Below are 19,319 nucleotides of genomic sequence, written 5' to 3' on the forward strand. Positions count from 1 at the left end.
CTCGAGAAAGGTCTACGGCTCGTCGGCCGTCGGTCCCCCTCTGACGGGACCCGACAGTTCAGAAGAATTATAGTATCGGTCGGTACTTCTCACGGGTACGATGGCACAGGAACTGGGCCCGCTCGCTCGAGAGCTATCGCTGCCCTACTACGACGACGCCCTCCCGGCACACGATCGGTTCCACGCCGAGCGCGTCCGCGATCTGGCGATTCGGTTGGCAAACGACTGCGAACGGCCCGTCGACAACGATGTCCTCGCCGCGGCGGCCTGGATACACGACATCGGCCGGCCGCTGGAGCGAACGGGCGAGATCGACGACCACGACGCGTGGGCGGCGGCCGAGGCCGCGGCCCGCCTCGAGTCGGAAGGCGTGGCGCCGGACCGAATCGACGCCGTCACGCACTGCGTTCGCGCCCACAGCATCCGGGCGAGTTCGCCGGAGCCCGAGACGCTCGAGGCGCGGTTGCTCTTCGACGCGGACAAGTTAGACGCCGCCGGCGGGCGCGGGATCGTCCGGCTGGCCTGTATCGTCGGCGAACGGTCGGGCAGGCAGGGCGAGGCGTACGCGGTCATCGACGACGCGTCGGCGTCCGAACTGGCCGCGTCGGGACTGCCGGACGTCGCGCTCCTTCGAGAGTGGGTCGACGAGCGGCTAGACGCGCTGTACACCGACCCCGGTCGCCGCCTCGGCGAGTCCCGCCGGCAGTTCGTCGACGACTTCTTCGCGCGCTTCGAGAACGAGATCGGCGTCGACGGGACGCAGTAACCCGACTCAGTCGCCGTCGGTCCCTCGGTCCTCGACGCCGCGGACCGCCGTCGCCTTCACCGAGGCGACGATCGACCGGCCGGGCTCGAGCCCAAGCGCATCGACGCTGCGGCGCGTAACCAGCGCCACGAGTTCGGCGTCGTCCGCGTCGCCGCCGTCCTCGGCGGCCTCGAGGTCGATCCCGACCCGAGCGACCGCGTCGCCGGCCTCGAGCCACGCGACGGTTCCGGGGAATCGGTTACGGACGCTGGTGCCCTCGGCCCGTGGCACGTCTTCGGGAGCGTGGAGGCTCACGGCGTCGGAGCGGATCGTCACCGACGCGGCCGCGGCCTCGCTCGGGACGACCGCCAGCACCTCGCCCGCGTCGGTCGCGACGGTCGCGAGTTCGCCGTCCCGGTTGACGACCGGTCCGGACAATACCGTCTCGTCCACGCGGGCAACCCCCTCGTAGGCCGCGACCAGCCGGTCGAACCGCGCCAGCAGGTCCCGAGCTTGGTCGGTCAAGGAACTCCCGCCACCGCCGGCACCACCGCGGGTGCGCTCGACCAGCGGGCCGATCGCGTCCTCGAGTTCGACCACGCGCTGCTGGAGGCGGGGATAGGACCGCTCGAGGGCCTCGGCGGCCCCGGACAGCGAGCCGCGGTCATCGATCGCGCGCAACATCGCGATGTCGCTCCGATCGACGGTCACGTCGTCGATCCGCAGGTAGGGGTCGAACTCCTTCTCCATTCGACTCGCCCTTTGCCGTCACGCGAGAAGTTCGTTTTCATCGTACAGCAGGTCGCCGCGGACGAACCGTGCGGTCCGCTCGTCTCGTGGGTTCTCGAAGACCCGCGCGGCCGGCCCGGTCTCGACCAGTTCGCCCTCGAGCAGGAACGCCACTCGGTCGGAGATCCGCTCGGCCTGGTGCATGTCGTGGGTCGCGAGCAGGACGCCGTGGCCGCGTTCGCGCGCGCGGTCGATCGCGCGCTCGAGGATGGCCGTGTTCCGCGGGTCGAGATCCGAGGTCGGCTCGTCGAGGACGAGCAGGTCCGGCTCGGTCGCGAGCGCGCGGGCGAACGACACCCGCTGGGCCTCGCCGCCGGACAGCGACCCCGCGTCGCGGTCCCACGCGTCCCCGAGGCCGACGAGTCCGAGGGCCTCGCGGGTGCGGTCGTCGACCGTGGTCGTCCCGCGGACCAGACGGTTGAGGGACCGAGCGAGGAAGTCGCCGACCCGTCGCCGCCACCCGCGGCGGATCCGCCGTCCGACGTCGACGTTGCGCGCCACCGAGGCCTCGAAGAGACTCGCCCGCTGAAACACCATCCCGATCCGCCGGCGGAGCGCGAGTCGCTCGTCCCGGGACAGCGCCCACGGATCGGTTCCGTCACAGCGGACCGCGCCGCCGGTCGGTCGCTCGAACAACGCGGCGAGGCGCAACAGCGTCGTCTTTCCCGCGCCCGACGGGCCGATCACCGTCACGACCTCGCCCGACCCGACCGACAGCGAGACGTCAGTCAGGATCGATGTGTCGTCGACACCGTAGGAGACGCGCTCGAGTTCGAGATCCACGAGCCGGTCACCTCTTCGGCGGCTCGAGAGGGACCCGCACATCGTCATCGCCCCCCGAGCCGCATCACGACCCCATTGACGAGCAAGACGAGGACGAGCAAGACCATGCCGAGTACTAGCGCCGTCTCGAACTCGCCGCGGCGCGTCTCGAGGGTGATCGCGGTCGTGATCGTGCGCGTCTTCGAAGTGCCGTCGGCATAGGCGATGTTACCCCCGACGATCAGGACCGAGCCGACCTCGCTGATGGCACGTCCGAAGCCGGCGAGGACGCCGGTGATGACGCCGTATCGCGCTTCTTTGAGGGTGATCAGGGCCACGTCGGCGCGGGTCCCGCCGACCCCGTAGGCGGCATCGCGAACGGCGTCGTCGACGCTCTCGACCGCCGACAGTGCGACGCCGGTGATCACCGGCGCGGCCAGAACGCACTGGGAGATGATCATCGCCTGGGGCGTGTAGACCAGTTCCAGCGAGCCGAAGGGACCGTCGCTCGAGAGCGCCATCAGGACGAGCAGTCCGACGACTACGCTCGGAAACCCCATCCCCGTGTTGATGGCCGCCGTGATCAGTCGTTTGCCCGGGAAGTCCGCGAACCCGACGGCGAACGCGATCGGCAGGCTCAGCGCCGTACTCAGTAGGACAGCGGTCAGACTGACCGTCAGCGAGACCCGGATGATACTCCGGAGATACGTCGGATCAGCGAGGGATTCGAATGGCATTTCGTGTGGGTCGTTTCGTGGGGATAGTGGGCCTGACGATCACTCGTCGTCGGAGTCCGGCTGCCACCCCTCGGGAACGTACTGCCGGAAGTCAGGATCCTCCGACAGCGCCTCAGGGTAAAACAGCTGTTGCCCGTTGGCGGTGTAGTTCGAGACCAGGTCTTGGCCGGCCGGGCTCGTGAAGAACCCGATGTATGCCATCGCCAGCTGGTAGTTGACGTTGTTGTGGATCTCCGGGTTGACCGCCATGATCCCGTAGGGGTTCGCCAGCAGCTCGGGCCCGCCCTCGATCGGCCCCTGGAGCAGGATCTCGAGGTCGAGGTTATCCTGCATCGAGAGATACGTGCCGCGATCGGAGAGCGTGTACGCGCCGGACTCGGTCGCGTTGTTCAGCGTGTCGCCCATCCCCTGGCCGAGTTCCTGGTACCACTCGCCGCCGGGTTCGACGCCCGCTTCGTCCCAGATGGCCAACTCCTTCGTGTTGGTTCCGGAGTCGTCGCCGCGCGAAACGAACGTCGCCTGCGCGTCCGCGATTGCCTCGAACGCCGCCGTCGCCTGCTCGGTGTCGCCGACGCCCGCGGGATCGTCGCTCGGCCCGACGATCACGAAGTCGTTGAACATCAGGTCCCGCCGGTTGACCCCGTGGCCGTCCCGCATGAACTCGTCCTCCTGTGATCGGGCGTGGACGAGGATGACGTCGGCGTTCCCGTTACGCGCCGACTCGATCGCGGCACCGGTCCCCTGTGCGTTCGCCGCGACCTGCGTTCCGAACCGCTCCTGGAACGCGGCGTTGATCTCGTCGAGCAGCCCCGTATCGTACGTACTCGTCGTCGTCGCAAGCGCGAGTTCCTCACCCGCGATCGACCCCTCCTCGTCGTCGCTTCCCAGGCCGAGACACCCGCTGACGGCCGTCGCGATCCCCGCCGCGCTCGCTCCGAGTACCTCCCGCCGTCGATATTCCATACTGGGAACAACGATGGCATACATTGGCATAAACGTACCGCATGAGGAACCGAAGATCGGGTGCGTGACACGTTTGAGAAGCGTCTCACGGCGGTATCGTACTTTCCGAACGGATATCTGGATAGGGTCGATGCAGTCCCGACGCGAGCCGGTCAAACGGAGTCGGCTCGCGCGGGATATCCCGTAGAACGGGCGTTTACCCGTGCTTGTCCGGCATCGTCGAGTGACGAGCAGTGCCTCGCATGTCCGCCCGCTTGGACGGCGGCGGTGCCATCGTGGAGTGGCGACTCGGCCCACCCGTAGCCGTGCCTCGCTCCCCATCGCCGCCGAGTCCCGGGTCCAACAGTCTCTCGTCTTCGTCCTCACGTTCGGCCACAGGCTCATCGCTTGCGGCCTCGTCGGCATCGCTCTCGGCCGCTCCGGCGCTTCGGCCCTCGAGTCGCGCCTTCAGTTGCGACACCTCGTCGCCGAAGTCGGCAAGCGAGTCACTCATCGCCGACCGGAGCCTGTCGCCGAGGTCGTCGGTCGTCGACTCGGCCTCGCCGGCCGCCGAGTCGTCCCTGTCGGACCCGGCCGGCGTCTCACCGTCGGCCGCCCCTTCACTATCGTCCGCGTCGACTGCGCTCTCTGCGGTGTCGGCTGCCGACTCGGCCCGTTCGCCGATAGCGTCCTGCAGGTCGTCGACGGCGTCCCCGAGTCCCCCGTCGTCCGCCCGGTCGGCGAGCCTCGAGAGCCGGAGCAATCGCTGGAGGTCCGCGACACGCTCCTGCTCGCCCCGGGCGATCGCCTCGGGGATCGAGTCCGGCTCCGAGCCGTCCTCGAGCGTGTCCAGGCCGAGCGCTCCAAGCAGGTCGTCGGGGTCGGCCGACTCGAGGATGTCGTCGGCCTCGCGTGCGGTCTCGAGCAGGTCGGAGTCGGCGTCTACGTCGTCGCCGGTAACGAGCGAGCCGCTGCGCTCGTCGGCGTCGTGCAGTACCTCGCGGACACGGTCCCGTAGTGATGAGTCGCTCATGGATGCTGGATCGCTTCGTGGGTCGTCGTTCCCGCGCGGGGCGCGATGCGGTGTGTTCGACTACTCGGCCTCGGCCGCTTCCGTCTCCGAGTCGTCCGACCCCTCGTCGGTCACCGTCTCGACGATTGCCGCGGTCATCTCCTCACGGCTGAGGTTGGCCTTCACGCCGACGTCTTTCGCGACCGACTGCAGATCGCTGTAGGACAGTACGCCGAGGAAGTCCTCGAGGGTGTCTTCCCGCAGGTCTTCGATCTCTTCGACGGACGGCTCGGCGTTGCCGTCCGAGTCCGCCGTTTCGTCGGTTTCCTCGCCGCCCTCGGTTTCCGACTCGGTCTCGGCACTGTCCTCGACGTCCTCGTCAGCCTCGTCGGAGTCCGCCTCCGCGTCGACCGACGGTTCTTCAGTGTCCGACGCTGCCTCGCCCTCCGATTCCGCGTCGTCGGTGTCCCCGCCTTCGTCGCCGCCTCCCTCGAGCAGGCCCTCGACGCCGCCGCCTTCGGTGACACCTTTCGCCATCGACTCGAGGGAGTCACGGCCCTCGATCCCCCCGAGGGACTCGCGGACGGCGTCCGCGACCGCCGTCCGCACCTCGGCCGGGAGTTCGCCGAGTTCCTTGTCCTCTTCGAGGTTCTCGGCGACCGTCTCGTGGACCTCACGACCGACAGCGGTCCCCAGTTGGCGGCCGAACTGCTCGCCGAACTGGCGGCCGACCGCGGCCCCGATCTCGCCGCCGTCGATACTGTCCTCGAGGCTGCCGTCTCCAAGCATGTCGGCCACGTCGACCTGTTCTTTCACCTCGTCGGCGACCATCCCCTTCAGCCCGGACTCGTCACTCACGCCGATCACCGCCGCTCGAGCGGGCGTCGTAGCGAAAACGTCTCACGGACTTACTCTTCCTCCTCGGCTTCGGCTTCCATTTCCTCCTCGGCGTCCTCGTCGGCCGCGTCGTCGCCCTCCGCCGACTCCTCGTCGCCGGCATCGGCGTCGCTTTCGGCCTCGTCTTCCGCCTCGGTTTCTTCTTCGGTGGCTTCGTCTTCGGACTCGGCACTCTCCTCGTCGGGCGACTCCTCGCCCTCGGATTCCGACTCGTCGGACGCCTCTTCGGTGGCTTCCTCCTCGGAGGCGCCGCTTTCCTCCTCGGCTTCCGACTCTGACTCGTCGCCGCTGAGCAGTTCCTCGACGACGATGGTCCCGATCGTCCGGCCCAGCGATTCGCCGACTTTGCGGCCGACGAGCGCGCCGATCTGGCCGCCCAGCGCCGCGCCGAGGGGCATGTCCCCGTCGATCTCGTCTTCCCACTGGGTCCCTTCGACGAGCTGGTCGACGTCGATGTTCTCCGTGATCGCCTCCGTGTCGATCCGCTGTGTGATGGATTCGTCGCTCATGATGTCGCCTCCGTTTCCGCTGCCGATTCCGGCTCGCCGCCGGACCTCTCTTCCTCGCGCTCGGGCTCGAGTTGCTCGATCAGTTGTTCGATCACCTGCGAGACGACGGCCGCGACGATCTCCTCGATGGGGAGGCTGGGGACGAGCCCGGAGAGTTTCTCCCGCAGCCAGCCGCCCACTCTGGCGAGCGGGCCGGGCGATTCCTCGTCCGCTTCGTCCGCGTCTCCCTCGCTGTCCGTCTCGTCGGCCGCGTCGCCTTCGTCCTCGCCCTCGGCCGCCTCATCGTCGGCTTCCGCCTCCTCGCCGCCGATACCGAAGAGACCGGTCAGCCACTCTTTGGGCTTGCTCACTAACCCGCTGAGGAACTCCGTGGGCTTCTCGAGCAGGGCACTGAGCGCCTCTTTGGCCTTTCCGGGGACCGTCTTGAGCAGCTCGAGCGGCTTTTTCAGCAGCGATTTCGCCTTGTCCAACATAGCCCCGGGGCCGTCGAGCAGCCCCGTCACCGCCGACAACAGGTTCCCGAGCAGGTTGTTCGATCCCGGCCGCGCCGAGACGTCCAACTGCACCGGGTTCAGGTTCACCTCGAGGCCGAGGACGTCGAGGAAGAGCCCGTCGAGATCGAGGTGGAGGACGCCGGCGGCGTCGTCGCCCTCGTAGACGTCCTCGGCGTCCGCAGCGTGGCCCTCTTCGCGGTCGTCCTCGACGAGGTCGCCGGTATCGGCCCGTTCGTCCCCGTCTTCGCCCGCTTCCGCAGCGTCCGCGCCGGCCGACATCTCGTCTCCGGCACCCTCTTTCGCGTCCTCGGCCGCTCCTTCATCGTCTTCCGCCGACTCCTTGCCCTCGTTTCCGTCGTCTTCCGTCGCTTCCTCGTCCGCCGTTTCCTCGTTCGGCACTTCACCGTCGTCTTCGGCCGCCCCGGTCCCTTCGCCACTCTCGGAGCCATCCCTCTCGTCGTCCGGGTCTTCCATCTCCGCCTGGCCGCCGTCGGTCAGCACTCGGCGCGGCGGCCCCGTCGGCCGCTCGTCCTCGCCGGGACGGCGCGCGGAGCGCTCGCCCCGTTCGGGATCCGAACGCTCGCTCGGGCCGCCGTGTTCGAACTCTGCGGTCATTGTACGGCAAAACGAACGGCAGTGAGCGTTGTGGGGGTTGGCCTTGCGTATGCGACACGGCGGGTTCAACGGCCGAATACGGGTAAAAATCGAACCGGGTGTCGACCCTCGATGCGTTACTCGAGCGAGCCGACTCGGAGCGCGTACTCGCCGCGGGTCTCGCCGTCGTCGTGGTAGGCGACGGGCTCCTCGATCGCGGCGAGCGTTCCATCCCTGACGGCGGCAGCCGTGGCGATTCCCTTGAGCCGTTCGACCCCGACCGGACCGGACTCGAGGTCGAACCGGCGGACGGCGTGGGTGTCGGGATCGCGGACCCGGAAGTTCTGGGCGCAGGGGGTGACGAGTCGGTCGCCGTCAGCGGCCAGGCCGTGGACGAAGCCCCGAACGTCGTCGTCCCACAGTGGGGTCCCGCCGGCGTCGAACGCCGCGACGCGGTGTTCGTTCGGGTGGCGGCTCTCGGTCTCGCGGCTCTCGACGGCGTAGGTGTTGCCGGTCACGAACGCGACCCGGCCATCGTCGGCGTAGACGTGGTTCGGATAGGCGTACAGGGTCTCGCCGTCGATCTCCGTTTCGACGGCGAGATCGACGCTCCAGCGCTCTGCCCCGCCGGGTCCGAGCAGGTAGCCCCGCTTGTCGCCGTGGCTCGAGACGGCGATCGAATCCCCGTCGAACGAGACGTCGCCGACGCGGCGGTCGCCCTCGGTGCCGGGGTCCCACGTCCACTCGAGGTCGCCAGTCTCGGCTCCGAGGACGACGAGCCCGGTGTCGTGGTCGCCCATACAGCGGTTGTAGCCGACCGCCAGCCGCTCGCCGTCGGCAGAGGGATCGAGCGCGATCGGCGAGGCGTCGGTCTCGTAGGTCCACCGGACCGACCCCGCGGAGTCGAACGCGTAGACGGTGCTGTGCCACTGTCGGGTCTCGCCGTCGCGTTCGTACCGTCGCGCGGCGGCGTAGAGCCGCTCGTTGCCGTCGGCGTCGGTCCCCGTCTCACAGGCGACGACGTAGGGCAGGTAGAAGACGGTGTCTTTGACCGCCTCGCCGACGTCGTCGGCGGTGTCGTAGCGCCACTGGCGCTCGCCCGTCGCGGCGTCGTAGGCCGCGACCGTCCCCGTCTCGCCGCGGCCGGCGACGACGATCGTCTCGTCGTCTTCGAGTGATGCGACCCCGACCGCGTGGTCCGGATGAGCGACCGTCCATCGGGTCTCGAGCGAGTCGGTCTCGCGGGCGGTGACCGTACCGTCCCACTCGCCGGTGACGACGAGATCACCGGACTCGGCGAGTCCGACCGCCGAGCGGGTCCACATGTGGCGGCTGCGGGCGGGCTCGATCTCGCCCAGCGAGGCGGTCCGAACGTCGAGGCCGTCCTCGCGTTCGGTGTCGACAGTCTCGGTCATCGTCATTCCTCTACCGGAAAGGTCTCGTGGAGGGTGTCGTGGGCGTCGCCGAGCCCGTCGACGATGCTCGATCCCTGTGTACGAAGCCGCTGGACCGCTCGCTCGGCGTTGCGGACCTCGAGCAACCGGCCGCGCGTGTAGTCGAATTCGGGGTCCTCGCTATCCAGCGCGGCGACCTCTTCCTCGAGGTCGACCAGCGCCGCGTCGAGGTGGCGTTCGATCTCCGTGAGGCTCTCGGCCTCCGCGAGGCCCTTGATCGGCCCCTCGAGATGGCCCTCGAGTTCCTTCTCCGCGTGATCGCGGGTGCTGTCGTCCCCGACGCCGAGGACGGTCATCAGTCCGAGTCGTAGTGCTTCGATTTCGTGGCAGCTCATTGGTGTGTCTGTATGACTTATCGGGTTCGTGTATTTCGAAACGGCGTTACAGCGTCTGATCGACGAGATCGCTGACGATGCGGTCCCGGTCTAAGTGGTCCGAGACGATCCGTTCGGCGTCGCCGTCGTCGACGCCGCCGTACCAGACCCCGTCCGGATAGACCGCGACCATCGGCCCGTCGCCACAGCGACCGAGACAGGACGATCGCGTGATGCGAGCGTCGCAGTGATCCGAATCCCGGACCTCCTGTCGAAGTCGCTCGAGGACCGCCGGCGACCCCATCTTCGCGCAGGTCTGGTTGGTACAGACCGCGACGTGTTTCTCGGGCGCATCGTGGCTGTCCGGCTCCGCGTCGACGTCGTCGCGGTCGGCGTGGGCCTCCTGGTGGGCAAGCGCCCGCAGCATGGCGCGAGCGCCGCCGACGTCTTCCTCGTAGCCCTCGAGGTCGACCTTGTACTTGCAGGTGTCACAGGACATCTCGACGCTGTCGGTCCGGGCCTCCTCCCAGCGGTCGGCGAAGACGTCCAGCAGCCGGGAGTCGGTCCCGAGCGGGTCGCCGGCCAGGGCGTCGACGTAGGGGTAGTCCTCGTCGAACTCGGCGGTCCAATCGCGCACCCGCTGGGTGAGGACGCCGTCGCCGAGCATATACGGCAGGACGACGACCGCGTCGGGGCGGTGCTTCGAGAGCCCGTGGAGGGTGTCCTCGAGCGTCGGCTCGGTAACGCCGATGAACGAGGCCTCCACGCGGTCGAACGCGCGCCCCTCGTAGAGCAGTCGCGCGAGCTTGTGGACGTCACCGTTGGCGTCCGGATCGCTCGATCCCCGGCCGCAGACGACGACAGCCACGTCGTCGTCTGCGCGGTCGACGCCGAGTTCGGCCTCGACTGCCGCGGCACGGTCGTCCAGCAGATCGAGGATAGCGGGATGGACCCCCAGATGCGAGCCGTTGTTGATCTCGATGTCGTGTTCGGCCCGTGCCTGCTCGATCGCCAGCGGCACGTCGTTTTTGACGTGGCTCGCGGCGAACAGCGAACAGTGGACGACCGTCACCTGCGAGGTGACGGGCGCGAGTTGGGCAAATGCCTCGTCGATCGCCGGCTCCGCGAGTTCGAGGAAGGCGGCATCGACTGGGATTCCCAGTCGGGACTCGAGGTCGGCGGCCAGTTCGCGGACCTGTTCGTTGGACTTCTCCCGTCTGGAGCCGTGGCCGATCAGGAGGACGGCCTCGTCGTCGAAGCCGGCAGCGGGCGCGGCCGTGGTGTCGTCGGGTGTACTCATATTACTCGTCGTAGGCGTCGGCCTGCTCGAGACTACGCTCTAACTTGCGTCGGCGACTCGGCGCGAACAGGCCCGTTTCCTCGCAGTCCTCGTAGAGCCACGTGCCAAAGTCAGGCGCGACGGCGTCGTCGACGCCGAACCAGTAGCCGCCCGACGAGGTCTCCGAGAGGTCGCCCGTCGGTGCGTCGACCGGACAGTCGGCGATCAGCTCTTGCGCGAACGCGAGCAGGTCCTGATCGTCGTGGACGAACGAGATCCCAACGGTGCCGCTCGAGGATTTGAAACAGACGGTGCCACAGCCCTCGAGCAGTCCCCGCAGGAGTTCGCGCTCGTGGCCCGCAAAGGCACCGAACCGGTAGTTGCTGCGGCCGTCGACGGGCAATCCGAGCGCGCCGCTGCGGCCGAGCAGCCCCGACTCGCCGTCGTCGGCGTTGATCGTCAGGACGTACTCGTCCTCGGTGCGCGTGATCGACGTGTCGTGGGCGTAGTCCCGGGTCGTCGTCTCGCGCTCGAGGTCGCCGCCCGCGACGGCGGCCAGCACCCCTGCGGACGCTTCGTCGTTGGCGACAACTTCGATCCGGTCGTCCGTGACGTCGCCGCTGCCGGCGACGTGGCCCCAGAAGTACGCCGTCGCAGCGTGGCCGGCCAGCGGGTCCGATGGGACCGACACCTCGAGGGCGTCGGCGTTCGATCGAGCGTCGCTCATTCGCCCACCTCCTCGACGATGATTGCGTCCGTCGGACAGGCCGCGGCCGCCTGCTGGGCCTCGTCGATGCGGTCGTCGTCGAACGTCGCGACGACGCGCTCGGCGTTGTCCGTGACCTCGCCCTCGCAGTCGTAGACCGGGTCCGCGGTCGGATCGATCGTCGCGAGGCCGTCCTCGCCCTCGATAAATCGCGGATCGCGGGTCAGACAGGCGAAGATGCCGTCGCAGGCGTCCTTCTCGATGGTGACTTCGTATCGTGGCATGGTGTTGGAATCCGGAAACCGCCGTTCAGTAGTCGTACTTCGTCTCGTAGCCCCGGGGCGTGACCATCCGGTCGTCCCAGACGTAGGTGTCCTCGGTGCCGACGACGATCGTCGTCGTCATGTCGATGATCTCGCTCTCGCCTAACTCCTCGAGTTCGCCGAGTTCGGTGATCATCACCTGCTCGTCCTCGCGGCCGGCGCCGTGGACGATGCCGACCGGCGTGTCGGGCTCACGGTGCGTGAGGAGGATCTCACAGGCCTTCTCGAAGTTCTCGCGGCGCTTGCGGCTCCAGGGGTTGTAGATGGTGATCGTGAAGTTCTCGCTGGCGACGGAGTGCAGTCGGGACTCGATCTCGGGCATCGGGACGAGGTGGTCCGACAGCGAGACCGAGACGGTGTCGTTCACGAGCGGTGCGCCGAGGCGGGCCGCACAGGACTGTGCCGCGGGGACGCCCGGCACCACTTCGAAGTCGACCATCGAGGCCGTCGCGCCCTTGGACTCGAGGATCTCGAGGGCGAGCCCGGACAGCGCGTAGACGTTGGGGTCGCCGCTGCCGACGATGGCCACGTCGTTGCCCGCCAGCGCGCGGTCGATCGACTCCTCGGTGCGGGAGACCTCGCCGCACATCGGTGTGTCGTAGATGTCCTCGGCCTCGTCGGTGATCTCGTCCGGAATGAGGTCGATGTAGGTCGTGTATCCGACGATGTGGTCGGCCTCGAGCAGCGCGGCCTTCGCGCGGTCGGTCATCCCCTCGGGATGGCCGGGACCGAGGCCGACGGCGATCAGCTGGCCGGGCTCGGCGTCGAAGTCGTCGACCGTCGCGCCGACCTCCTGTTCGTTCGAACTCTCGTCGTCGGAACTCGAGCCACCACAGCTCGAGGACGAGGAACTCGAACTCGAGGACCCACCGCACGTGGAGCTGCTCGAGTCGTCGGTACTGCTCGAGGCACCGCATTTCGAACTCGAGCTGTCGGTGCTGGCCTCGCTACTGTCGCTCGAGGAGGCACCGCAGTTGGAAGTCGATTCCGCGTCAGCGTCCGCGTCGGTGTCAGTACTCATGGTTGTGGGTTCAGAAATCGTCGACGTCACGCCCGCCGCGCGGGGTGACGAGGTACGTTCGGTCGTCGTTGCGCCAGGTCTCGGTCTCGTGGTTGCCGATGATCAGCGAAGTGCCCATGCCGGAGACCTTGTCGTCGTGGTCGGCGGCCTCGCCCAGCGTGGTGATGAACTGGCTCTCGCCGTTGCGGCCGGCGTCTTCCCGGCCGGCGTCGTTGACGATGGCTACGTAGGCGTCGTCGGTCCGCTCCTCGCGGACGATCTCGACCGCCTCCTCGTAGTTGCGCCAGCAGTTGTAGAGGACGATCACGAAATCGGAGATCGCCGCCGCCCGAAGCTTCTCCTCGATCTCGTCCCAGCCGCGCCACTTGTCCGACAGCGAGACCGTACAGAAGTCGTTACACAGCGGCGCGCCGACGTTCGCCGACCCGCCCAGCGCCGCGGTGAGGCCGGGGACGATCTCGATCGGAATATCCGTCGCGTCGTCCTCCTCTGCCATCTTGAAGATGAGGTCGGACTTGCCGTAGACTGACGGATCGCCGCCGGAGACGTGGGCCACGTCTTTCCCCTCGCGGACGTGGTCGAACGCCGCGCGGGCGAGTTCGATCTGGCGGCCCATCGTCGAGCGGACGATCTCCTGTTCGAAGCCGTCCTCGCGGGTCGCGGTCCCGTCCTCGTCGGTTCGTTCCTCCGAGGGAATCGTGCCGTCGTCCCGCAGGAACTCCTGATAGAGGCTCGAGGCGATGACCACGTCCGCGGACTCGATGACCTCCTTGGCCCGCTTGGTCATGTGGTCGGGCAGGCCGGGGCCGATGCCGACGACGTAGAGGGTGCCGTGGTCGTCGGGGGTGCCGTCGCCGCTGGGAGCTGCGTCCTCCACGCTCATCGGCCGATCGCCACCGTGACCTCGTTCTCGTAGCCCATCTTCTCGAGGACCAGTTCCTGCTCGCGCCCGCCGGCGATCGCGCTGGCCTCGGAGACGCCCGGCCAGCCGATCAGTTCCTTGGACTTCGAGGGGGTCGGCCCCTCGTGGTCGAGCAGTGTCTCCTTGTCGAAGGCGACGACGCCGAGGTCGAGTTCCTGGGCCGCCTCGAGCAGCCCTTCCTCGTCTTCTTTCCGGGTCGCAGTGCCGACGAACTCGACGTCGTCGAAGTCGTAGTCGGTCTGCTCGAGGGCTTCCTCCCACGCTGCGAGGAAGGCCTCCTTGCTGGCCCCCGAAACGCTACCGGTCCCGAGGACGACGCCGTCGTCCTTGTTCCGTTTGAGGACCGTCACGTCGTCACCGACGAGGACGGCCTTCGGACCGTCGAGTCGGGCGACGGGCCCGAGGTTCTCGTCGAGGACGGCGAGGTTCGTTTTGACGGTCGAGTCGCCGTTGACGACGTGGGTGTCCATCGCCTTCGCGCGGGACTCGACGCCCTGCTTACCTGCGGCCTCGCTGGCGGTGGTCATCGCCGGGACGGCGCCCATCGTCGCCAGGTCCTGTGCGACCTGGTTCGCGCCGTGGTGGCCGCCCGTGATCGGGATGGCCCACGTCAGCTCCTCGTCGACCACACAGATCGCGGGGTCGTCCCACTTGTCGTCGAGCAGGTGGGCTGTCTTGCGCATCGCGATCCCCGAGGCCATCAGGCCGATGAAGCAGTCGTACTCGCCCCAGTGTTCCTCGAAGACGTCGCCGTGGTACTCGATGATGTCGATCGCCTCGTAGCGATCGCCGATCTCGGCTTTGATCTCCTCGGCGGTGTCCATCTTCCGTCCGAAGGAGATGATCGCGATCTCCTCGGCGACCTCGCCGTCCGAGTCCGCGGTCGAACAGTGGCCGCCGTCGGATCCCGACTCGTCGTTCGCATTGTCAGCGTTGTCCGTACTCATATCAATCGTCTCCCGCTTGCGTTTCGTTCGCCTGTGCGTCCGATTCGTTCCCGTCGCTCGAGTCGGGGCCACGGTTGGCCCAGTCCCCGTAGAGGAACGAGCGCTCGTAGCCCGCACCGGTCACCGCGTCGCCGATGACGACCAGTGCCGAGGCGCGATAGCCCGCCTCCTCGACCTTGTCCGCGATGTCGCCGATCGAGCCGATAATAACGTCCTCGTCCGGCCACGAGGCGTGGTAGATCACCGCGACCGGCGTCTCGGGGTCGTGGTCGTCCGCGAGCAGGCGGTCCATCGTGTCCCGGACCGCGTGAGTCCCGAGGTAGATGCAGGTGGTCACGTCGCCCATCTCGACGAAGTCGGAGATGTGGTCCTCCTCCGGCGTCAGGGTCTTGCCCTGTGGCCGGGTGAACGCGACGTGATTCGACACTTCGTTGAGCGTCAGTTGCGTCCGCAGCGTCGCGCTGGCCGCGAAGGCCGACGTGACGCCCGGCACGAAGTAAGTCGGGACGCCCTCGTGTTCGAGCGCGTCCATCTGCTCGAGGGCCGCGCCATAGATGGCGGGATCGCCGCTATGGAGCCGCACGACGTTGTCACCGTCCTCGTAGGCGTCCCGCATCAGCGGGATCAGTTCCTCGAGGTCCTTCCCGACCGAATTCACGAGTTCCGCGTGGCCGCAGTACTCGTCCAGCAGTTCGCTGTTGACCAGCGAGCCCGCGTGGACGACGAGGTCGGCCTCCTCGAGCAGTTCCTTGCCCGCGACGGTCAGCAGACGCGGGTTTCCGGGGCCGGCACCGACGAAGGGGACTCCCTCCTGGTCGTCGCCGGCGCTGTGGTCGAAAATTCGGTCGTCCAGCTCCTCGCGGCGGCGCTCGCCTTCGGAGTCGATCGCGTCCTGCGGGTCGTTCGGTGTGTCGTCAGTCATCGGTGTCCTCCACAGTCGCCGCCCTCACGGCCCTCGGCGCGCTCGAGGTCGACCAGCGTTCCCCCGTCGGTCACCGGCTCCCCGTCCGTCGTCGCGTCCTCCGACCCGGACTCGTCGTCGGCGAAGGCGGCCGTCGCCTGCTCGACCTCGAGATCTTCCTTCTCGGCATAGGCGAGCGTGTAGTAATCGCGCTCGTCGATGTCTTCGGGGTCGTCGGTGACGAGGGTCTCACCCTGTTCCATGAAGAGTCGGCGGCCGTAGGTAACGTCATAGCCGGCCTCGACGAGTCCCTCGTGGGTGGCCGGTGCGTCGGTGACCTTGAACAGGATCATCCGATCCGGTCCCGTCGGGCTCGCACCGCTCGCGGCCTCTCGCAGCGAGAGGCCCGCGCCGGCCTCGATCTCGACCCCCATCGCGGTCGCGAAGGCCGTCACCGCGCTCACACCGGGGACGATCTCCAACTCGACCTCGGGGTGGAACGCGTCGATCGTCCGGCGCAGATGGCCGAACGTCGAGTAGACGTTGGGGTCGCCAAGCGTCACGAAGGCGACGTCGCCGTCGCGGGCGTTCGGGGCGATCTCCGCGGCGGCCTCCTTCCAGGCCGCCCGGAGCTTCTCCTCGTCTTTCGTCATCGGGAAATCGAGGTCCCCGATCTTCGACTCGTCGACGTGGTTCAAAGCGACGGTCCGGGAGAGCCGGCCCGGCGAGTAGACCACGTCGGCGTTCTGGAGGACCTCCTTCCCGCGAACGGTCACGAGGTCGGCCTCGCCGGGACCGAGTCCGACGCCGTACAGCGTCATCGGTCCACCTCGCCGCCGTCCGCTGCAATCTCGTCGCCGTTTTCGTCCGTCTCCGGCGTTGCACTTCCGACCAGCATGTAGACCGGGTTGTCCGAATCGAAGCTCGTCGCCCCGGCGAGTTCGTAGCCGTGGCTCACCTGAAACTGGACGACTTCCTCGAGCAGGTCCCGCTCGCGGAAGGCTTCGGTGGCCTCGCCGGCGACCTCGAGCCGCGAGACGTTCATGACGACGCGGTCGATCTCGGTCTCGACGGCGTGGTCGAGGACGGCCTCGAAGTTCCGACTGCCGCCCAGAAACAGGGCGTCGGCGTCGTCGGGCAGTCCCTCGGGCGCTTCCGCGTTGCGCAGTTCGACATCGGCGCGGACGGACGCCTCGTTTGCCGCGAGGTTTTTCTCCGTCGTCTCGAGGCGTTCGGGTTTCCGTTCGAGGGCGGTCACCCGCCCGGCTCGCTGTGCGGCGTCGATGGTGACGGCCCCCGTACAGGAGCCGACCTCCGCGAAGTGGTCGTCCGGCCCGAGCGCGAGCTTCGAGCCGACGACGGCCCGGACCTCCGACTTGGTCGGGCCGGCCTTCGCGTCGTGTGGAAGCGCGATGGGTGGCATCATCCGTTGGAACAGAGTCCGTCCCTAAAACAATTTTGTTTGGGATAGGACAACTGCGTTTGCCCAGTTGGAGTTGTAGTAGGACAACGAAAATTGTCGACGGTGAGTGGAGTATCCACTCGTCGTGAACGCGACCGAAAACGGATGGTCTCGAGAACCGATTGTCAGCGACGACTCGCCGTCCTCACCATTCCATCCCGCCGTTGATGCCGAGTACCTGTCCGGTCATGTACTCGGCCTGATCGCTGGCGAGAAACCGGACCATCCCGACGATGTCCTCCGGTTCGGCGAACCGGTCCAGCGGGATGTCCTCGCAAATCTTGTCCTGTACCCGGTCGGGTACCTTCTCTAACATGTCCGTCTCGGTGAAGCCGGGGGCGACGCAGTTGGCCGTCGAGTCATGGCTGGCCAGTTCCAGCGCCAGCGTCCGGGTGAACGCGAAGAGTCCGCCCTTCGAGGTGGCGTAGTTGGCCTGCCCGTAGTTGCCTTGCTGGCCGACCACGCTCGAGATGTTGATCAGGCGGCCGTGATCGGAGGACTTGATGTCCTCGTAGAAGGCCTTCGTGCAGTTGAACGTGCCGTGGAGGTTGACGTCGATGACCGTCCGCCAGTCCTCGTAGGTCATGTCCTCGAAGGTCCGGTCGATGGTGATTCCCGCGTTGTTGACGAGGACGTCGATCTCGCCGAGATCCTCGCGGACCTCGGCGGCCATCCGTTCGACGGCCGCCGGGTCCGAAACGTCGGCCTGTACCGGGACGGCCGTCTCGCCGTTGTCCTCGATCGTCTCGGTCACTGTCAGCGCGCGGTCCTCCGAGGAGCGGTAGTTGACCGCCACGTCGGCCCCACACCGGGCGAGTTCGAACGCGATCTCGCGACCGATCCCCCGCGAGGAACCGGTGACGAGACAGGTTCGGTCGGTCAGCGGGCGACGCTCCAGGGGCTCGAGCCGTTGGACGGATTCGGACATACAGTTGACCCAACCACGGAGTCTGGTAATTAACTGAGTACTTGTTGCGAGAGCTGAATGTATTCGGAAAGTACTAGACCGAGACGGGTACGTCCGGACGCTGTCGGGAGGTTCGGGTCACCGGTCGTTCGTCGGCGTCCGCCCAGCCTCACCGGCTTCGACCGGCGGATCGACAGCGGCCGAATCGCGTCGACCGGCGGCCGCACCCGTATCGTCCGCCATCCGGTCGTCGGGAGGAGCCTCGAGTTTCACGACGGTCGTTCCGGCCGCGAGGTCTCCGAGCCGCTGGCCGTAGTCGGTCGTGGCGGCGACGATACCGCCGAGGAGGTAGCAGGCTGGAAGGAAATCGAGCGGGTGTACCGCCGTTCGAACGACAGCGTGGCGGAACGTACACGGCGAGCCGTCGATCCGAACGACGGTCAGATCGAGGAGCGATTTCCCGACGGTCTGGCCGAACGCCGTCTCGCCGATCACGTAGTACGCCGGCGGCGATAGTAGCATCCAGAGCAGCGTGAGGGCGCCGAGACTCGCGTCACTGCCGATCGACCGCGCCGAATCGATACCGACGAGGGCCGCCGGAACGGAAAGCGCGAGCAGGACGATCACGAGCCAGTCGATCACCGTCGCCACGGCCCGCCTCCCGAGGACGTCGCCGGCCGTTTCCACGCGCGGCCGAACGTCCCGGTCGTCGGATTCCAACAGCGTGTCGGGATCGGCCCACTCGCCCGACGCTCGCCACCGCGGTTTGAACACGTCTCCCGTCGTCAGCCCGTACGCCGACGCGCGTTCGACCATTCCCGGGAGGTGGGCGTATCCAGTCGCGAGACAGAGTCGCTCGTGGTCGTGGGTCGTCGCCAGCGAGGCGACCTCCTCGAGCATCGCCTCGTTTCGCGCCTCGAGGGTAAGCCTGAGGAGAACGAGCCCTCCCACGGGATAGAGGAGACCGACGAAACTCGCCCCGATATCGGTTCGGAAGAGGTCGACGACGAGCAATCCACAGGCGATCGCGGTCAGTACCACCGCCGCGACGATCGTCGGACGACGAATTCCATATCGGAACCGGGTCGTCAGGACCACCAGCAGACCGACGGCGAGCCCCGTTGCGACGAGCGTTTCGGCGGGGAACGCGACCGCGAGGGCGAGAAACGTGAGCCAGTTGCCGACGATCCACAACGGACTGCGCCCGGACAGGATCTCGAGCGGATGTCGGTCGACTTCGTGGACCGGCCGTTCCCCCGCCACCGCTCGAGCGGCGAGGAATTCGGCTGACAGCAGGTCGCGGTTGAACAGTACGTACAGCGGCATCTGGAGGACGAAGATCGACTGGAGACCGACGAAGAAAAACGGATACCGGAGGACGAGCCCGACCGCCGAGCGAACGGTCTCCCCCAGTCGCGGCTGCTCGACCGCGATCGCGTCCGCTCCCTTCGAAAACGCTCGGAGGTCGTCTTCGACGACGCTCCGCGTATTGACGTGGATCGATCCGAAGATTCTGACCTTCGCCATCAATAGTCACATTCCTAACTAGACGGCCATAAATTCAGCCGGTCCCCCCTCACGAACCCCTCCCTCTCGAGCCTC

The 19,319-nt window shown here is 67.6% G+C and carries 22 protein-coding genes; 1 reads left to right on the forward strand and 21 read right to left on the reverse strand.

The genetic code is table 11. From position 1 onward, the window contains the following. The first annotated feature begins 100 nt into the window (after nucleotides 1–100). The gene (locus ACERIM_RS01410) at nucleotides 101–766 is read left to right on the forward strand and encodes an HD domain-containing protein (RefSeq protein ID WP_049964521.1); all 666 of its coding nucleotides are present in this window, start codon (nucleotides 101–103) and stop codon (nucleotides 764–766) included. 6 nt (nucleotides 767–772) lie between these two features. On the opposite strand, the gene ACERIM_RS01415 is transcribed toward ACERIM_RS01410, so the two are convergent. The 21 genes from ACERIM_RS01415 to ACERIM_RS01515 form a co-directional block, all read right to left on the reverse strand. Next, on the reverse strand, nucleotides 773–1,495 hold the full coding sequence (locus ACERIM_RS01415) for a TOBE domain-containing protein (protein ID WP_373630855.1): 723 nt from the start codon (nucleotides 1,493–1,495) through the stop codon (nucleotides 773–775). 18 nt (nucleotides 1,496–1,513) lie between these two features. Continuing rightward, the gene (locus ACERIM_RS01420) at nucleotides 1,514–2,317 is read right to left on the reverse strand and encodes an ATP-binding cassette domain-containing protein (RefSeq protein ID WP_373630857.1); all 804 of its coding nucleotides are present in this window, start codon (nucleotides 2,315–2,317) and stop codon (nucleotides 1,514–1,516) included. 44 nt (nucleotides 2,318–2,361) lie between these two features. Beyond that, entirely contained in the window at nucleotides 2,362–3,033 is a 672-nt protein-coding gene (locus tag ACERIM_RS01425; protein ID WP_373630858.1) for an ABC transporter permease, read from the reverse strand. A 39-nt stretch (nucleotides 3,034–3,072) separates the two neighbouring features. Beyond that, complete coding sequence (locus ACERIM_RS01430) at nucleotides 3,073–3,996, reverse strand: substrate-binding domain-containing protein (RefSeq protein WP_373630860.1); 924 nt, start codon at nucleotides 3,994–3,996, stop codon at nucleotides 3,073–3,075. A 196-nt stretch (nucleotides 3,997–4,192) separates the two neighbouring features. Further along, the gene (locus ACERIM_RS01435) at nucleotides 4,193–5,008 is read right to left on the reverse strand and encodes a hypothetical protein (RefSeq protein WP_373630861.1); all 816 of its coding nucleotides are present in this window, start codon (nucleotides 5,006–5,008) and stop codon (nucleotides 4,193–4,195) included. Between the two features lie 60 nt (nucleotides 5,009–5,068). Next, entirely contained in the window at nucleotides 5,069–5,854 is a 786-nt protein-coding gene (locus ACERIM_RS01440; protein WP_373630862.1) for a hypothetical protein, read from the reverse strand. Nucleotides 5,855–5,895: 41 nt separating this feature from the next. After that, nucleotides 5,896–6,393, reverse strand: a complete 498-nt coding sequence (locus ACERIM_RS01445) for a hypothetical protein (RefSeq protein WP_049964528.1) — start codon at nucleotides 6,391–6,393, stop codon at nucleotides 5,896–5,898. Next, the gene (locus ACERIM_RS01450) at nucleotides 6,390–7,502 is read right to left on the reverse strand and encodes a DNA primase (RefSeq protein WP_373630864.1); all 1,113 of its coding nucleotides are present in this window, start codon (nucleotides 7,500–7,502) and stop codon (nucleotides 6,390–6,392) included. The genes ACERIM_RS01445 and ACERIM_RS01450 overlap by 4 nt, the downstream gene beginning before the upstream one ends. A 116-nt stretch (nucleotides 7,503–7,618) precedes the next feature. Continuing rightward, nucleotides 7,619–8,896: a PQQ-binding-like beta-propeller repeat protein gene (locus ACERIM_RS01455; RefSeq protein WP_373630866.1), complete on the reverse strand. Its 1,278-nt coding sequence runs from the start codon at nucleotides 8,894–8,896 to the stop codon at nucleotides 7,619–7,621. A gap of 2 nt (nucleotides 8,897–8,898) precedes the next feature. After that, the gene (locus ACERIM_RS01460; protein ID WP_006649048.1) at nucleotides 8,899–9,270 is read right to left on the reverse strand and encodes a DUF3209 family protein; all 372 of its coding nucleotides are present in this window, start codon (nucleotides 9,268–9,270) and stop codon (nucleotides 8,899–8,901) included. A 46-nt stretch (nucleotides 9,271–9,316) separates the two neighbouring features. Beyond that, nucleotides 9,317–10,549 (reverse strand): CbiX/SirB N-terminal domain-containing protein, encoded by a 1,233-nt coding sequence (locus tag ACERIM_RS01465; RefSeq protein WP_373630868.1) that lies wholly within the window; start codon nucleotides 10,547–10,549, stop codon nucleotides 9,317–9,319. Between the two features lies 1 nt (nucleotide 10,550). Further along, nucleotides 10,551–11,255, reverse strand: a complete 705-nt coding sequence (locus ACERIM_RS01470; RefSeq protein ID WP_373630870.1) for a cobalamin biosynthesis protein — start codon at nucleotides 11,253–11,255, stop codon at nucleotides 10,551–10,553. Next, nucleotides 11,252–11,518, reverse strand: coding sequence for a ferredoxin (locus ACERIM_RS01475; RefSeq protein WP_373630872.1), 267 nt, complete (start codon nucleotides 11,516–11,518; stop codon nucleotides 11,252–11,254). The genes ACERIM_RS01470 and ACERIM_RS01475 overlap by 4 nt, the downstream gene beginning before the upstream one ends. Before the next feature lie 25 nt (nucleotides 11,519–11,543). Next, nucleotides 11,544–12,578, reverse strand: coding sequence for a precorrin-3B C(17)-methyltransferase (gene cobJ, locus ACERIM_RS01480; protein ID WP_373630873.1), 1,035 nt, complete (start codon nucleotides 12,576–12,578; stop codon nucleotides 11,544–11,546). 10 nt (nucleotides 12,579–12,588) lie between these two features. Next, on the reverse strand, nucleotides 12,589–13,461 hold the full coding sequence (locus ACERIM_RS01485) for a precorrin-3B C(17)-methyltransferase (RefSeq protein ID WP_373630874.1): 873 nt from the start codon (nucleotides 13,459–13,461) through the stop codon (nucleotides 12,589–12,591). After that, complete coding sequence (gene cbiG, locus ACERIM_RS01490; RefSeq protein WP_373630875.1) at nucleotides 13,458–14,447, reverse strand: cobalt-precorrin 5A hydrolase; 990 nt, start codon at nucleotides 14,445–14,447, stop codon at nucleotides 13,458–13,460. The genes ACERIM_RS01485 and cbiG overlap by 4 nt, the downstream gene beginning before the upstream one ends. A gap of 1 nt (nucleotide 14,448) precedes the next feature. Then, nucleotides 14,449–15,369, reverse strand: a complete 921-nt coding sequence (locus ACERIM_RS01495; RefSeq protein ID WP_373630876.1) for a cobalt-precorrin-4/precorrin-4 C(11)-methyltransferase — start codon at nucleotides 15,367–15,369, stop codon at nucleotides 14,449–14,451. Continuing rightward, nucleotides 15,366–16,169, reverse strand: a complete 804-nt coding sequence (locus tag ACERIM_RS01500; RefSeq protein ID WP_006649056.1) for a cobalt-factor II C(20)-methyltransferase — start codon at nucleotides 16,167–16,169, stop codon at nucleotides 15,366–15,368. Before ACERIM_RS01500 ends, ACERIM_RS01495 begins: the two co-directional genes overlap by 4 nt. Next, on the reverse strand, nucleotides 16,166–16,771 hold the full coding sequence (cbiT, locus tag ACERIM_RS01505; RefSeq protein ID WP_373630877.1) for a precorrin-6Y C5,15-methyltransferase (decarboxylating) subunit CbiT: 606 nt from the start codon (nucleotides 16,769–16,771) through the stop codon (nucleotides 16,166–16,168). The genes ACERIM_RS01500 and cbiT overlap by 4 nt, the downstream gene beginning before the upstream one ends. Nucleotides 16,772–16,955: 184 nt before the next feature. Next, nucleotides 16,956–17,738, reverse strand: coding sequence for a 3-oxoacyl-ACP reductase family protein (locus tag ACERIM_RS01510; protein WP_373630878.1), 783 nt, complete (start codon nucleotides 17,736–17,738; stop codon nucleotides 16,956–16,958). 117 nt (nucleotides 17,739–17,855) lie between these two features. Further along, nucleotides 17,856–19,244 carry an RDD family protein gene (locus ACERIM_RS01515; protein WP_373630879.1) on the reverse strand — a complete coding sequence of 463 codons (1,389 nt, stop codon included), beginning with the start codon at nucleotides 19,242–19,244 and terminating at the stop codon, nucleotides 17,856–17,858. Between the last annotated feature and the right edge of the window lie 75 nt (nucleotides 19,245–19,319).

Source organism: Natrinema sp. H-ect1, assembly GCF_041821105.1.
Lineage (GTDB): Archaea > Halobacteriota > Halobacteria > Halobacteriales > Natrialbaceae > Natrinema > Natrinema thermotolerans.